General features: G+C 74.3%; 12 protein-coding genes and 1 rRNA gene. 11 read left to right on the forward strand and 2 right to left on the reverse strand.

The annotated features are described in order from the left end of the window. From rrf to HF577_RS16180, 11 genes are all read left to right on the forward strand, one after another. A 5S ribosomal RNA gene (gene rrf, locus HF577_RS40330) occupies window positions 1–78 on the forward strand; the annotation flags it as partial. Between the two features lie 1,734 nt (window positions 79–1,812). Beyond that, a complete protein-coding gene (locus tag HF577_RS38415; protein ID WP_246266442.1) occupies window positions 1,813–3,417 on the forward strand; it encodes a tetratricopeptide repeat protein in 1,605 nt (534 codons plus the stop codon). Then, window positions 3,414–4,529 carry an HAD-IIA family hydrolase gene (locus tag HF577_RS16140; protein WP_169396683.1) on the forward strand — a complete coding sequence of 372 codons (1,116 nt, stop codon included), beginning with the start codon at window positions 3,414–3,416 and terminating at the stop codon, window positions 4,527–4,529. The genes HF577_RS38415 and HF577_RS16140 overlap by 4 nt, the downstream gene beginning before the upstream one ends. Further along, window positions 4,526–4,708 (forward strand): hypothetical protein, encoded by a 183-nt coding sequence (locus HF577_RS16145; RefSeq protein ID WP_169396684.1) that lies wholly within the window; start codon window positions 4,526–4,528, stop codon window positions 4,706–4,708. The genes HF577_RS16140 and HF577_RS16145 overlap by 4 nt, the downstream gene beginning before the upstream one ends. A gap of 2 nt (window positions 4,709–4,710) precedes the next feature. Continuing rightward, window positions 4,711–5,502: a TlyA family RNA methyltransferase gene (locus HF577_RS16150; RefSeq protein WP_169396713.1), complete on the forward strand. Its 792-nt coding sequence runs from the start codon at window positions 4,711–4,713 to the stop codon at window positions 5,500–5,502. Then, window positions 5,499–6,413, forward strand: coding sequence for an NAD kinase (locus HF577_RS16155; RefSeq protein ID WP_169396685.1), 915 nt, complete (start codon window positions 5,499–5,501; stop codon window positions 6,411–6,413). The genes HF577_RS16150 and HF577_RS16155 overlap by 4 nt, the downstream gene beginning before the upstream one ends. 34 nt (window positions 6,414–6,447) lie before the next feature. Further along, window positions 6,448–8,271 carry a DNA repair protein RecN gene (gene recN, locus HF577_RS16160; RefSeq protein ID WP_169396686.1) on the forward strand — a complete coding sequence of 608 codons (1,824 nt, stop codon included), beginning with the start codon at window positions 6,448–6,450 and terminating at the stop codon, window positions 8,269–8,271. A gap of 140 nt (window positions 8,272–8,411) precedes the next feature. Further along, window positions 8,412–9,596 carry a putative cytokinetic ring protein SteA gene (gene steA, locus HF577_RS16165; RefSeq protein WP_169396687.1) on the forward strand — a complete coding sequence of 395 codons (1,185 nt, stop codon included), beginning with the start codon at window positions 8,412–8,414 and terminating at the stop codon, window positions 9,594–9,596. Then, window positions 9,593–10,513: a copper transporter gene (locus HF577_RS16170; protein WP_169396688.1), complete on the forward strand. Its 921-nt coding sequence runs from the start codon at window positions 9,593–9,595 to the stop codon at window positions 10,511–10,513. The genes steA and HF577_RS16170 overlap by 4 nt, the downstream gene beginning before the upstream one ends. Window positions 10,514–10,665: 152 nt before the next feature. Beyond that, the gene (locus HF577_RS16175) at window positions 10,666–12,381 is read left to right on the forward strand and encodes a CTP synthase (RefSeq protein WP_169396689.1); all 1,716 of its coding nucleotides are present in this window, start codon (window positions 10,666–10,668) and stop codon (window positions 12,379–12,381) included. Next, window positions 12,378–13,010, forward strand: coding sequence for an NUDIX domain-containing protein (locus HF577_RS16180; RefSeq protein ID WP_169396690.1), 633 nt, complete (start codon window positions 12,378–12,380; stop codon window positions 13,008–13,010). The genes HF577_RS16175 and HF577_RS16180 overlap by 4 nt, the downstream gene beginning before the upstream one ends. Before the next feature lie 8 nt (window positions 13,011–13,018). Here HF577_RS16180 and HF577_RS16185 read toward each other — a convergent pair whose 3' ends face one another. Both HF577_RS16185 and HF577_RS16190 read right to left on the reverse strand, forming a co-directional pair. After that, window positions 13,019–13,540: a DUF1707 domain-containing protein gene (locus HF577_RS16185; RefSeq protein WP_169396691.1), complete on the reverse strand. Its 522-nt coding sequence runs from the start codon at window positions 13,538–13,540 to the stop codon at window positions 13,019–13,021. Window positions 13,541–13,596: 56 nt separating this feature from the next. Beyond that, on the reverse strand, window positions 13,597–14,523 hold the full coding sequence (locus HF577_RS16190; RefSeq protein ID WP_169396692.1) for a 2-deoxy-5-keto-D-gluconate 6-phosphate aldolase domain-containing protein: 927 nt from the start codon (window positions 14,521–14,523) through the stop codon (window positions 13,597–13,599). Between the last annotated feature and the right edge of the window lie 180 nt (window positions 14,524–14,703).

The raw sequence follows: 14,703 nt of genomic DNA on the forward strand, positions 1-14,703 counted from the left end.
CCGAACCCGGAAGCTAAGCCCTCCAGCGCCGATGGTACTGCACTCGTTAGGGTGTGGGAGAGTAGGTCGCCGCCGACATCAAACTGTTTGTGGGCCCCCGCCGTCTGGCGGGGGCCCACTTTTTTGTATCCTCTGCAGGTGAGTATCGCGGATGGTTCCGGCGATAACCGCCCGCGACGAGATGATCGCGACGGCGCCAGGGGACCCGACAGCCGACAGACACGTGCCCGTGGAGACCGCCCGGAGCGCGGTGATGAGCGTCGCGGTGCAGAACGCGGCCGTCGTGACGCACGTGCAGGAGGAGCCGGCGGCCGCGTCGGCTCGGGCTGGTCCGGTGGTGGGTCCCGGGAGTCCGACCGGGGCTACCGGCCCCGCAGCGAGTCGTACGGGGGCGCGGGAGCACCGGCACGTGGTGCCGGGGGCTCCGGCCGGGACGCGGCACGGCGGGACGACCGTGCCCGGGATGACAGGCGTGGCACCGACCGTTCCGGTGATCGAGGCCGGTCCGGCTACCAGGGGAACAGCAGGTACGACCGGGGATCCGAGGGATCCGACAGGCCCCGCTCCGGCGGTGCGGGCGGCCGGCGGTCCGACGCGGACCGCAGCTCGTACCCGCGCCGCGACGAGGCTTCGGGAGGCGACCGCTACCGCGGCAGCCGTGGTGACCGGACCGGCGCCGACCGGACCGGGGGCACGGATCGCCGAGGCTGGTCCGAGGACCGCCCCAGGAGCGGTAGCGGCTGGTCCGAGCGTCGATCTGGCGGGCAGCGGCCGTCCGACTCCCCGCGCGGTGGGAACCGGGAGGACCGGGGTGCGGGAGCAGCGCCGTGGAGTCGTGACCGGGATGAGCGCGGGAGTGGCACCCCACGGTACGAGCGGTCGACGGGTGACGACCGCGGTGGCTACCAGGGCCGGGCCCGCGGGGACGACCGCGGGGACCGGGGTGGCTATCGCGGTGCCGGCGGAGATCGCAGCGGGGACGACCGCGGCGGGAACCGCGGGAGCTCGGGTGGCTACCGCAGAGACGACCGGGGAGACCGCGGTGGATACCGCGGCAATACCGGTGCGAGCCGCGGCGGATACCGAGGCGGTGAGAGTGGGCGCAGCGATTTCCGGGGCAATGATTTCCGGGGGAGCGAGTCTCGCGGCAGCGATTTCCGCGGAAAGGCCGGGTCGGACCGCGGCAGCGACGCCGGCGGCGACCGCGGCGGTCCCGGGAGCGACCGCGGCGGATATCGCGGGGGCTACCGCGGAAACACCGGTGGTGACCGGGGCGGTTATCGCGGCGGAAACACCGGTGGTGACCGCAGTGGTTCTCGCGCGGACGAGCGTGGCGACCGCGGTGGTTCTCGCGGGAATGCCGGTGGTTCCCGTGCGGATGACCGCGGTGGTTATCGCGGCGGGAGCTCGGGTGGCGACCGGGCCGGGTATCGGCGCGACGACAAGGGCGGCCAGCGCAGCGACGATCGTGGCGGTTATCGCGGTGGCAGTGCCGCCGGCGGCGACCGTGGTGCCTCCCGGACCGATGACCGTGGCGGTTATCGCGGAGACGACCGCGGTGGATACCGCGGGGACGACCGGGGCGGCCGCGGTGGCTTCCGCGCAGCCGACTCCGGCGGCCGCAGTGCCGGCCGTCCGTACGACAAGAGCGCGGAGCGCTCGAGGGACGACCGCTCGGAGAGCAGGAGCGACCGGCCGGGGACCAGGGGGAGTGGCCCCACCTCGAGTCGGCAGGACGACCGGCCGAGTGCCGCTCGGGAGCACGGCAGTACCGACCGCGGCGACGAGCGCGGCACCCGGACCGACGAGTCGGTGAGCGCTGCGCCCACGGAGCGACAGGACGCGGAGCGGCCCGCTGCCCGGTCGGCGGCCGCGGAGGACCGCGACGACCGCAGCGGTGACCGCCCGGCGGGCGCCGGCAGCGACGGCGGCACCGACCACCGGTCGAGCGTCGGCGATGAGCAGCAGTCGGGTTCCGAGGACCAAGGCGCCGAGCGCCGGTCGAGCGTCGGAAATGAGCGGCCGTCCGGTTCCCAGGACCGCAGCGGCGAGCGCCGCCCGAGTGCCCGCAGTGACCGGCCGTCCGGTGAGGCGCGCGGGCGCGGTGACCGGTCGGGCGACCGCGGACCGGCGCGTGACCGTAGTGCGAGCAGCTACGGCCGTGGCGCCGGGGCCAGGAGCGGGGGGCCCAGAGCCGGCGCCGCCGGTGGTGGCCGATCCTCCGAGCGCTCGGGCCGCTCCCGCCCGACCGAGGGCGTGCCCGTCGCGCGGGTCGCCGAGCCGCCGCTCAGCGACGACATCACCACCGCGGGCCTCGACCCCGAGGTGCGCCGGGACCTGCGTGGCCTGCAGAAGGACACCGCCGACAGCGTGGCGCGCCACCTCGTGGCCGCGGGAATGCTCGTCGACGACGATCCCGAACTCGCTCTCGAGCACGCGCGGTTCGCGCGCACCCGCGCTTCCCGGATCGCCGTGGTGCGGGAGGCCGCGGGCATCGCGGCCTACCACGCCGGTGAATGGGCGGAGGCGCTGAGTGAGCTGCGGGCCGCCCGCCGGATGGGCGGGGGACCTGGGCACCTCGCGGTGATGGCCGACATCGAACGCGCACTGGGTCGTCCGGAGCGCGCGCTCGACCTGAGCCGCGGGCCCGAGGTCCGCGAGCTGGGCCGGGCCGAGGCCATCGAGCTGCTCATCGTGGCTGCAGGTGCGCGGCGCGACCTGGGTGAGCTCGACGCCGCTGTGATCGGCTTGCAGGTGCCGGAGCTGGACCCGGCGCGGCGCGAGCCGTGGAGCAGCAGGCTCTTCTACGCCCACGCGGACAACCTCCTCGCGGCCGGTCGAGAGTCGGATGCGCTGGAGTGGTTCGTCCACGCCGCCAACGCCGACGCCGACGGCGAGACGGACGCCGAGATCCGCATCGCCGAGCTCACCGGGGAGCCGCTGCTCCCGGAGGACGACGTCGAGTTCGGCCCGGAGGACCTGACCGACCTCCCGGCCGGCGGGGACGTCGCCGACGAGTCCGGGGAACCGGCCTCCGACCGTCCCGGTGCGGATGCCGATGTCCCGGACGGTCCGACGGACGCGGGCGACGACACCGCGGACGCCGCCGTGAGCGACACCGCCGTTGCAGCCACGCACCCTGAGGTCGTGGGCCACGACGCTCCGACCGAGAAGGTCGGGGATGACGACGGCGCCGAGACCGGCGCTGACACGGCAACCGCAGGGAATGACGCCCCTGACGGTGACGCCGTGGCTGGTGATGCCGAGGCCGCAGGCACCGAGGTCGTGACGGACGACACGGCGGCGGACGGCAGCGGCGACGCCACGATCGGCGAGGCCGCCGGCACTCCTGCCGCGGGTGCCGATGCCGAGGTGCGCGGGGATCCGGCCGCGCCGAGAGGGGATGCACGGTCGTGACCGACAGCGCCACCGATCTGCTGAGCAAGCACGACGTCGTACTCGCCGACCTGGACGGCACGCTGTACCGCGGGCAGCTCGCCGTGCCCGGGGCGGTGGAGGCCGTGAAGGCCGCCCGGGAGCGCGGTGTGCCCACCAGCTACGTCACGAACAACGCCTCCCGGCGGCCGTCGGACGTGGCGGCCCACCTGGCCGAGCTCGGCTACCCGGCCGGTGACGGGGACGTGGTCACCAGCTCGCAGGCGGCGGCGGCGATGCTCGCGAAGCAGCTCCCGGCCGGGTCGCGGGTGCTCGTCGTCGGCACCGACGCCCTGGCCGCCGAGGTCGTCGGCGTCGGGCTGGCCGTGACCGAACGCGCGGAGGACGCCGTGGCGGTGGTGCAGGGCCACAGCCCGGACACCGGGTGGCGGCTGCTGGCCGAGGCATCGGTCGCGCTCCGGGCCGGGGCCGTGTGGGTCGCGTGCAACCTCGACTCCACGCTGCCGACCGAACGTGGTCTGCTGCCCGGCAACGGGGCCATGGTCTCGGTGCTGCGGGTCGCCACCGGGCGGGAGCCGCAGGTGGCGGGGAAGCCCGCTCCCGGTCTGTTGTACAGCGCGGTGGAGCGCACCGGGGCGAAGGCCGCCCTGATGGTGGGCGACCGGCTCGACAGCGACGTGGAGGGTGGGCGCGCGGCCGGCCTGCCCACCCTGCTCGTCCTGACCGGTGTCTCCGACCCGGCGGAGCTGCTCGCCGTGCCGCCCGCGCTGCGGCCCGACTACGTCGACGCCGACCTGGGAGCGCTCACCCGGGCTCCCGAGGAGCTCGCCCCCGGAGTGCGGCCCGGCTGGGGTGCGCGTGTCACCGGCCACGGCGCGCTGACGCTCACGGCGGACGGGGGCACGGACCCGCTCGACGCGCTCCGCACGCTGTGCTCCGTGCACTGGGGCGCGGGCGGCGGACCCGCCGTCGTGACGGCCGACGGCCCGGATGCCGCGCGTGCCCTGCGGGCTCTCGGGCTCGCCGGGGCCGACACATCCTCGGCTACCGTGGGTGGTGTGGACGGTGCCCCATCCCTGGCCGACGGAGCGCGCCGTGCCACCGGGACCGACAACGCGGGAGCGCATTCATGACCGTCCCCAGGCCGGGGCCCCCACCAGTACCAGCGGATCCGCAGGAGATCGTCTCCCGCGCGATGGCGGGTCTCGACGCGCTGGGCGACCGGCCGCTCGCCGAGCACGTGGAGGTGTTCGAGCGCGTGCACGCCGCGCTGGGCGAGGCGCTCGCTGCGGGAACCTCCGGCGCTGCGTGACGGTGGTCACCCGAGCTCGCCTCGACGCCGAGATGGTGCGCCGGGGCCTCGCCCGCTCCCGGCAGCAGGCCGGAGAGCTGATCGAGCAGGGGCGGGTCGCGGTCCGCGGCGTACCGGCGGGCAAGGCCGCCACCGTCGTCGACCGGGACACCCCGGTGACGGTCACGCAGACCGACGAACGTGAGTGGGCCTCCCGCGGCGCCCACAAACTGATCGGCGCCCTGGACGCGTTCGGCGTGGACGTCACGGGGCGGCGCTGCCTCGACGCGGGCGCGTCGACCGGCGGGTTCACCGACGTGCTGCTCGACCGAGGGGCCGCCGAGGTCGTGGCGGTCGACGTCGGCTACGGGCAGCTCGTGTGGCGGCTGCGCAGCGATGAGCGGGTCCACGTGCACGACCGCACCAACGTGCGCGCTCTGGAACCGTCGGCGATCGGCGGACCGGTCGACCTGGTCGTCGCCGACCTGTCGTTCATCTCGCTGCGTACCGTGCTCCCTGCACTCGTCGCGTGCACCCGCGAGGACGGTGAGCTGTTGCCGATGGTCAAGCCGCAGTTCGAGGTGGGCCGCCAGCGGCTCGGCTCGGGCGGGGTGGTCCGCGACGCGGGCCTGCGGCTCGACGCGCTCACCGAGGTCACCACCGCGGCGCGGGCGTCGGGGCTGGTCCTGCTGGGGGCGGTGGCGAGCCCGCTGCCCGGCCCGTCCGGCAATGTCGAGTTCTTTCTGCGGCTGTCCCGCCACGGCGTCGACGCTGGGGACGCGGTGCTGGCCGCGGCGATCGAGGAGGGCCCGTGACACGGGAGGTTCTGGTCGTCCTGCACTCCGGGCGGGAGACCAACCGGCGCACGGCGGCGGCGGTGGCACACCGGCTCGCCGCCTCCGGCATCCGGTTGCGCGTGCTGGGGGAGGAGTGGGCCGAGGTCCAGAACGGCGACCTGCCTGCTCCGCTCGCCCCGCGGATCGTCGACGGCCGTCCCGGATGCGCCGAGACCGCCGAGGTGGTGCTCGTGCTGGGCGGGGACGGCACGCTGCTGCGGGCCGCGGAGATGGCCCGGCCGGTGGGGGTGCCGCTGCTCGGGGTGAACCTCGGGCGGGTCGGCTTCCTGGCCGAGGCCGAGGAGGAGTCGCTCGACGAGGCGCTCGACGCCATCGTGGAGGGCGGTTACTGCGTCGAGGAACGCATGACGCTCGACGCCGTCGCCCGTCTCGACGGGCACGTGCTCGCCCGCACGTGGGCGCTCAACGAGGCGACCGTCGAGAAGGTCAGCAGGGAACGGATCCTCGAGGTGGTGCTCGAGGTGGACGGCCGGCCGGTCTCCGCGTTCGGGTGCGACGGCGTGCTCTGCGCGACGCCGACGGGATCCACCGCCTACGCGTTCTCCGCGGGTGGCCCGCTGGTGTGGCCGCAGGTCGAGGCGCTGCTGCTGGTGCCGAGCAACGCGCACGCGCTGTTCGCCCGGCCGATGGTGATCGCCCCGGACAGCGAGGTGGCCATCGAGGTCGACCCGTCGGGGCCGCCCGCGGTGCTCGACTGCGACGGACGGCGCACCGTGGCGCTGCCGCCCGGAGCGCGGGTGGAGCTCGCCCGCAGCGCCACCCCGGTGCGGATGGTCCGGCTGGACGGGCAGCCCTTCGCCGACCGGCTGGTGCGCAAGTTCGACCTGCCCGTTCGGGGATGGCGGGGCGCGCCGCAGTCCGGCAACTGAGGCGTTGTCGGTTCGGCGCCGTACGCTTCGCCCCATGTTGGCCGAGATGCGGATCCAGGGCCTCGGCGTGATCGACGACGCTACGCTCGAACTGGATCCCGGGCTCACGGTGCTCACCGGTGAGACCGGCGCGGGCAAGACCATGGTCGTCACGGGGCTGTCGTTGCTCGGGGGTGGCCGCGCGGAGTCCTCGCGCGTCGCCGAGGGTGCGCGGCGCGCCGTCGTGGAGGGTCGCTTCAGTGCCGACCCGGCGGCGATGAAGGTGGCCGACGAGGTGGGCGCCGACGCCGACGACGACGGCACGCTCATCGCGGTGCGCACCGTGGGTGCCGACGGCCGGTCCCGGGCCCATCTGGGCGGGCGCTCGGTGCCGGTCGGGGTGCTGTCGCGGCTCGCGGAGGCCACGCTGGCCGTCCACGGTCAGAACGACCAGCTGCGGCTCCTGCGCCCCGCTGAGCAGCGGGCCCTGCTCGACCGGTTCGCCGGCGACGGGGTCGGCCTGCCGTTGGAGCGCTACCGCGCCGTCCGCGCGGAGTGGCAGCGGGTGGCGGCCGAGCTCGTCGAGCGGCGCGACGGCGCACGCCGGCTCGCGCAGGAGGCCGACCTGCTGCGCCACGGCCTCACGGAGATCACGGCGGTCGATCCGCGGCCGGGTGAGGACGTGGAGCTGGTCGACCTGGCCCACCGGCTGTCCGCGGCCGACGACCTGCGCGAGGTCGCATCCAGTGCCCAGCTGGCGCTGGTGGGTCCGGAGGACGGCGACCTGGACACCCCCGGTGCGCTCGCGTTGATCGGCGACGCGCGCCACCGGCTCGCCGGCGCAGGCGACCCCGACCTCACCGCGCTGGACGCGCGGCTGGGGGAGGTGCTCGCGCTGCTCGGCGACGTCGGCACGGAGCTCACCGGCTACCTCGACCGCCTCGACGCCGACCCGGAACGGCTGTCGGAGGTGCTCACGCGGCAGGCCGAGCTCAAGGCGCTCACCCGCAAGTACGCGGCCGACATCGACGGCGTGCTCGCCTGGGCCGACGCCGCGAGGGAACGGCTGGCCGGGCTCGACACCTCCGACGAGGCCCTCGCCGCACTCGCCGCCCGCCGCGACGAGCTGGGCGTCGAGCTGGCCGAGCACGCGGCGGCCGTCACGGCGGCCCGCACCGAGGCCGCCGCCCGCCTGGCCGCCGACACCACGGCGGAGCTGGGCGGCCTGGCGATGCAGGACGCGCGGCTGCTCGTGGAGGTGTTTCCCCGCGAGGCCGGACCGGGGGCCGCCGATGCACTGCGGGTCGGCGGCGCCACCCTCGTGGCCGGCACCGACGGCGTCGACGAGGTGGAGCTGCGGCTGGTCGCCCACGCCGGTGCCACGCCGTTGCCGCTGCACAAGGGCGCATCCGGTGGTGAGCTCTCGCGCGTGATGCTGGCGCTGGAGGTGGCGCTCGCCGGGGCCGACCCCGTTCCCACGATGGTGTTCGACGAGGTCGACGCGGGTGTCGGGGGCCGCGCCGCGGTCGAGATCGGGCGCCGGCTGGCCCGCCTCGCGGCGCGCCACCAGGTGATCGTGGTGACCCACCTGCCCCAGGTCGCGGCGTACGCCGACCGGCATCTGGTGGTCGACAAGACGGCGCGCAACGGCTCCGGCCCCACCCGCAGCCGGGTGCGGACGCTGGCCGAGAGCGACCGCATCGTCGAGCTCGCGCGGATGCTGGCCGGGCTCGACGACACCGACACCGGTCGTGCCCACGCCGAGGAGCTGCTGGGAGCCGCCCGGGCCCACCGTGAGGCCGATCGGGCCCGTCCCCACGGCGCAGCCACCGACGCGGCCACGCCCCGGAACCGCAAGAAGGCGCCCAGCCGCGCCTGAAGGTCGCGCCTCACCCCACCCCGCCACCTGGGGTGGAGCCACCCGTCGGAAGGTGGACGGTCGGGGTTCCTCCCGGCGTGCCTTCCTCGTATCACCAGGCCCAGATGCCACAGTGCGTTCATGGAAGGCGGGTGCCTGGAATGAAGTTGTCCGGTCTGCTGCACCGCTCGCGGCCCGAGCTGCCGGGGCTGTCCGGCGTCGCGCGGGTCGATCGGCGAACCGACGGTCTGCTCCGTCGCATCAAGCAGGGCGAGATCGCCGTGCTCGACCAGGTCGACCTCGACCGCGCCACAGCCGACGCCCTCGTCGCGGCCGAGGTGACCGCCGTCGTCAACGCCTCCCCGTCGATCTCCGGGCGGTTCCCGAACCTCGGACCCGAGGTGCTCATCGACGCCGGCATCACGCTGGTGGACAACGTCGGGGCCGAGGCGCTGCACGCGATCAAGGACGGCAGCCGGATCCGGCTGCTCGACGGTGCCGTCTACGCCGGGGATCTGCACCTGGCCGACGGGGTCGAGCAGACCGCCGACACCGTGGCCGACGCCATGGTGGAGGCCAAGTCCGGGCTCACCCACCAGCTCGAGGCGTTCGCCGCCAACACCATCGAGTTCATGCGGCGCGAGCGCGCGATGCTGCTGGACGGTGCCGGTGTCCCCGACGTCGATGTCGACCTGGCCGACCGGCAGGTGCTCGTGGTCGCCGCAGGCTTCGACCACGCGGCGGAGCTCGCCCGGCTCAAGCACTACATCCGCGAGTACAAGCCGGTGTTGGTGGGTGTCGGCGCGGGCGCCGACGCCCTCCTCTCGGCCGGGTACCAGCCGCATCTCATCGTCGGCGACCCCGGCGAGGTGTCCAACGAGGCACTGACGTCCGGCGCCGACGTCGTGGTGCCGGCCTTCTCCGACGGCCACGCGCCGGGGCTGCACCGCGTGCAGGACCTCGGGACGGGCGCGGTCACGTTCCCGAGCTCCGCCAACCCCGAGGACCTCGCGCTGCTGATCGCCGCCCACCACGGCGCGTCGCTCGTGGTCACGGTGGGGCTGTCGGCGAGCATGGCCGAGTTCCTCGACCGTGGGCGCTCGGGAAGCATCGCGTCCACGTTCCTCACCCGCCTGCAGCTCGGCGGCACCCTCGTCGACGGTCGTGTGATCGCCACCCTCTACCGCAGCCGGATCTCCTCGGGAGCGGTGCTGCTGATGATCGCGGCGGCGGTGGTGGCCGTGGTCACCGCGCTGCTGGTGTCGGACGCGGGTGACGCGGTGCTGGTCTGGCTGTCCCAGGTCTGGGCCACGCTCGTGGGGCAGGTCAGGGGTCTGTTCCGATGATCTCGCTGCGCTACCACGCGATATCGATCACCGCGGTGTTCCTCGCGCTGGCGATCGGTGTCGTCCTGGGCGCCAGCGGCGTGTCCGACCGGTTGCTCTCGGCCGTCGCCACCAGGGCCGACGACCTCGGCGGTCAGGTGCAGACCCTCACGGCCCAACGCGACGCGCTGGCCGCCGCGCAGCGCGGCTCCGACGAGTTCGCGCGGCGCACGGGGCCGGCAGCGGTCCGGGGGCTGCTGCAGGGCCGCTCGGTCGTGCTGGTCACCGCGGGAGCCGACCAGGGCGACCGGGACGCCGTGCGTGCCCTGCTCGATCCGGCCGGTGCCACCGTGACCGGCGAGATCGCCCTGACCGACGCCGTCGGCGACCCCGCCCGCGCCGACCAGCTCCGCGAGCTCACCTCCCAGCTGCTGCCCACCGGGGCGCAGCTGCCCGCGGCGTCCGACACCGGCAGCCTGGTGGGCGGCCTGCTCGGCGGCGTCGTGCTGGCCTCGTCCGGGCAGGTCTCCCCGGAGCAGGCCGACGCGGTGCTCACCGGGCTCACGTCGGCCGGGTTCGTCTCCCCCGGGGAGCGGCCCCGGCCCGCCGACCTCGTGCTCGTGCTCACCGGCGGCGCCGTTCCCGGCGTAGACGGCGCCGACGCCGCGGCCGTCACGGCGCGCCTGGCTGCGCAGCTCGACCGGGCGGGCGGTGGGGCCGTGCTGGCCGGGCGCACCGGTTCGGCCGACGCCATGGGTGCGGTGGGGGTGGCCCGGTCCGACCCGAACGTCACCGCGTCCCTCTCCACGGTCGACGACGTGCAGACGGGCGCCGGTCAGGTATCAGCGGTGCTGGCCCTGCGCGAGCAGCTCGACGGGCGCGCCGGGCGCTACGGCACCGCGATGTCGGCGGCGGACGGGGTGGCCCCGGCCGCGTGACCGTTCGGACCAGCGATCGGCCACGCAGGGGGGCCGGACGTGAGCCGTCCGTCACCGTTTCTGCTGCGACAGCGGGCTCAATCGGGCGGGTAGTCGCACAACACGCGGGTGGGGGCGGCCGGTCCCCGTCGTCCTATGTACCCTGAAACCCCGTGCACCCACGCGCGACGCGTCATCTGTTCGTCACCGGCGGGGTCGCGTCCTCGCTGGGTAAGGGTCTGACGGCTTCGAGCCTCGGACAACTGCTCACCTCCCGCGGGCTGCGGGTGATCATGCAGAAGCTGGATCCCTATCTGAACGTGGATCCCGGCACCATGAACCCGTTCCAGCACGGCGAGGTGTTCGTCACCGAGGACGGCGCCGAGACCGACCTCGACATCGGCCACTACGAACGTTTCCTCGACCGCAACCTGCACGGCAACGCCAACGTCACCACCGGCCAGGTCTACTCGTCGGTGATCGCGAAGGAGCGCCGTGGTGAGTACCTCGGCGACACCGTGCAGGTCATCCCGCACATCACCAACGAGATCAAGGACCGCATCCTCGCGATGGGCGAACCCGACGACGACGGGACCACTCCCGACGTCGTGATCACCGAGGTCGGTGGCACGGTGGGCGACATCGAGTCGCTGCCGTTCCTGGAGGCGGTGCGCCAGGTCCGCCACGACGTCGGGCGGGACAACTGCTTCTTCCTGCACGTGTCACTGGTGCCCTACCTCGCGCCGTCGGGCGAGCTGAAGACCAAGCCGACGCAGCACTCGGTCGCGGCGCTGCGCAACATCGGTATCCAGCCCGACGCGCTCGTGCTGCGTGCCGACCGGGAGATCCCGGACGAGATGAAGCGCAAGATCAGCCTCATGTGCGACGTGGAGACCGACGGTGTCGTCGCCGCGCCGGACGCCCCGTCGATCTACGACATCCCCCGCGTGCTGCACCGCGAGGGGCTCGACGCCTACGTGGTGCGGCGGCTCTCCCTGCCCTTCCGCGACGTCGACTGGACGGTCTGGGGCGACCTGCTCGACCGCGTGCACCACCCCGACGAGACGGCGCGTATCGCGTTGGTCGGCAAGTACGTCGACCTGCCGGACGCCTACCTGTCGGTCACCGAGGCGCTGCGGGCAGGTGGGTTCGCCCACCGGGCCCGTGTCGAGATCGTGTGGGTCCAGTCCGACGAGTGCCGCACCCCCGCGGGGGCGGCGGCCGCGCTGGAGGGCATGGACGGGGTGCTGATCCCCGGCGGTTTCGGGGTGCGCGGCATCGAGGGCAAGCTCGGCGCCGTCCGGCACGCCCGCACCCGCGGCATCCCGACGCTCGGGCTGTGCCTCGGGCTGCAGTGCATGGTGATCGAGGCGGCGCGGTCGCTCGCGAACCTCGGGGACGCCAACTCCAGCGAGTTCGACGAGCGCACCCCGCACCCGGTGATCTCCACGATGGCCGATCAGCGCGACGTCGTCGCCGGCGAGCGTGACATGGGCGGCACGATGCGGCTCGGCGCCTACCCGGCCGTCCTCGGTGCCGGCACGGTCGTGTCGAAGGCGTACGGGACCCGTGAGGTGTCCGAGCGGCACCGGCACCGCTACGAGGTCAACAACGCCTACCGCAAGCGGCTGGAGGAGGCCGGGCTGGTGTTCGGGGGCACGTCGCCCGACGGCACGCTGGTGGAGTTCGTCGAGCTACCGGCGGAGAAGCACCCGTTCTTCGTCGGGACCCAGGCCCACCCGGAGCTCAAGAGCCGCCCGACCCGTCCGCACCCGTTGTTCAGCGCCTTCGTGCGGGCCGCCCTCGACTACCGGGCCGCCGACCGGCTGCCGGTGGAGTTACCGCCCCGGGAACGCGCGGCGGCGGCCGTCAACGGGGCCGCGTCATGAGCGCTCCCCGCCACGACTTCCCCGTGAAGGCCAGCACGGACATCTACGCCGGTGCGGTGATGGCCCTGCGCTCCGACGAGGTGGTGATGCCGGGCGGGAAGGTGGCCGTCCGGGAGATCCTGGAGCATCCGGGAGCCGTCGCGATCGCGGCCCTGGACGCCGACGACCGGCTGATGATGATCCACCAGTACCGCCACGCGGTGCGGCGGCGGCTGTGGGAACTGCCTGCCGGGCTGCTCGACGTCGACGGGGAGGACCCGCTCGAGACGGCGAAGCGGGAGCTCGCTGAGGAGGCCGGGCTGGTCGCCGCCGACTGGTCCACGCTGCTCGACGTGGTGCCGTCCCCCGGGTTCTCCGACGAGTCGGTGCGCATCTACCTCGCGCGCGGCATCACCGAGGTGGGCCGGCCGGACCTGGGCGACGACGAGGAGTCCGACCTCACCACGCGCTGGGTCTCGCTGTCCGTCGCGGTGCGGATGGTGCTGTCCGGCACGATCGTCAACGCGGCGACGGTGGCGGGGGTGCTCGCGGCGCACGTCCTCTCCGGAGCGCCGACGGCAGCGCGGCCTGCCGACGCGGCGTGGCCGGACAGGCCGACGCAGTTCGCCGAACGGTCGCGCCGGAAGTAGCGCCCGCCTCAGGGACGCAGCGGGCGTCCGTGGCGGTCGGTCGGCCGGCCGGCGAGGATCACGATGCCGTCGATGAACGCCCAGAGCAGGCCGATCCCGGCGAAGCTCAGCACGAGCTGGGCGACCGCGATGCCGGTGTGCCCGGTGTAGAACCGCCCGATCCCGAACGGCAGCAGCAGTTGCATCACCCCGGCCGCGACCTTGTAGCGGTCGGAGTAGGGCGCGCCGGTCGCCGGGTCGCGGCCGTAGGGCGCCGCGAGGTCGTGCGGGTGACGCGCGGCAGGGGAGAACGGCGCGGCGACGGCGGGCGGAGCCGGCAGCACGGTGGTGGGCTGCTCGTCGCCGCCGGGGAGGTCCTCGAACAGGGGCGCCAGATCGCGGGAGGTGCGGGCGGCGTACGCCGCGGTCACACGTTCCTCGAACTCGTCCTGGTCGAGCCTGCCCTGTGCGTAGTGGTCGCCGAGCGCGCGCACGGCGGCCTCCCGCTCCGCGTTGCCGATCCGGATCGGACGGGGGTCGGACGTGCTCATGGGAGCGACGGTACCGGGCGTTTCTTCCCGTTGGTCAGCTCCGGCCCCCCCGCCGCTCAGGCCGAGTGGTAGGTGTCGGCGTAGTGCCGGTAGGCCGTGGCGACCTGATCGACCACGCCGGTCTCGTCGAGCTCGCCGCGGACGTGCGCGAGCAGCGGCTTCTCCCAGATGGTGCGTCCGATGGCGAAGCCGTGGAAGCCGTCGACCCCGGCGGCCACGCGCAGCCAGCGGTCGAGCTGTGACTGGTCGGCGTCGCGTCCCAGCACCACGCACCGGACGTCGTCGCGGCCGCCCTGACGCGCGGCGGCGACGACGCGCTCGGCGTCCTCGGCCAGGTCCAGGCCCTCGATCTTCCAGATGTCCGGTGCTGCTCCGGCCCCTTGCATGTCGGTGATGACCTGTTCGGTCAGCGGGGGACGCAGCGCGCGGTCGTAGTCGTCGCCGAGGTTCTCGTGCTGCTCGGGCGTGGGCGGCACCAGCAGTTCGAGCAGCAGCCGTCGTCCGGCCCGGTGCAGCTCACCAGTCACCTGGGCGAGCGCGTCCTGCTGCTCGCGGCGGGCCCGGAGATCGAAGCCGGGGTTGTCGCGCACCAGGACCTTCACGTAGTCCGGGTCGAAGTCGGCGACGTGCTCCAGCCACTGTCCGTCGGACAGGGAGCCGTACTCCAGGGTGAACCACTCCTGCCCGGAGCGCTCGATCGGCATGGCGAGGCTCAGGCCTGCCCCGCGTGCCGCCCTGGCGACGGGCGCGCCGAATCGCTCGTCGACCAGCACCCCGGCCCCGGCCGGGGCACCGCGGTCGAGCGCGGCGCGAAGGCCCGCGAAGACCAGTTGCTTGCCGTCGGCGATCCGTGCCGCCTGCTCGTCGGTCAGGGGGTCTCGCCAGTCGTAGACGGTCCGGGCCAGCGACGCGCGGTGGTCCATGGCCAGGATCAGGAGGTCGGGTGCGACGGTGGCGGGCGTGGTCGTCGGGGCGGTGCTCATGTCGTCTCCCTCGTACGTGCGGTGGCGGGAGCGGCGCCGCGGCGCGCGGCATGAGCGAGCACAGCGGCCGCTGTCGGGTATCGACGTCCAGTGTGCCGATCCGGCGGCCGTCGAGAGGACCCCGACGCGGACTGCACGTCGTGCCGTGCACGTTCGGTGTCAACGGGTGATCGAGACTAG

Origin of the sequence: Pseudonocardia xinjiangensis, assembly GCF_012911925.1 — a bacterium.
Lineage (GTDB): Bacteria > Actinomycetota > Actinomycetes > Mycobacteriales > Pseudonocardiaceae > Pseudonocardia > Pseudonocardia xinjiangensis.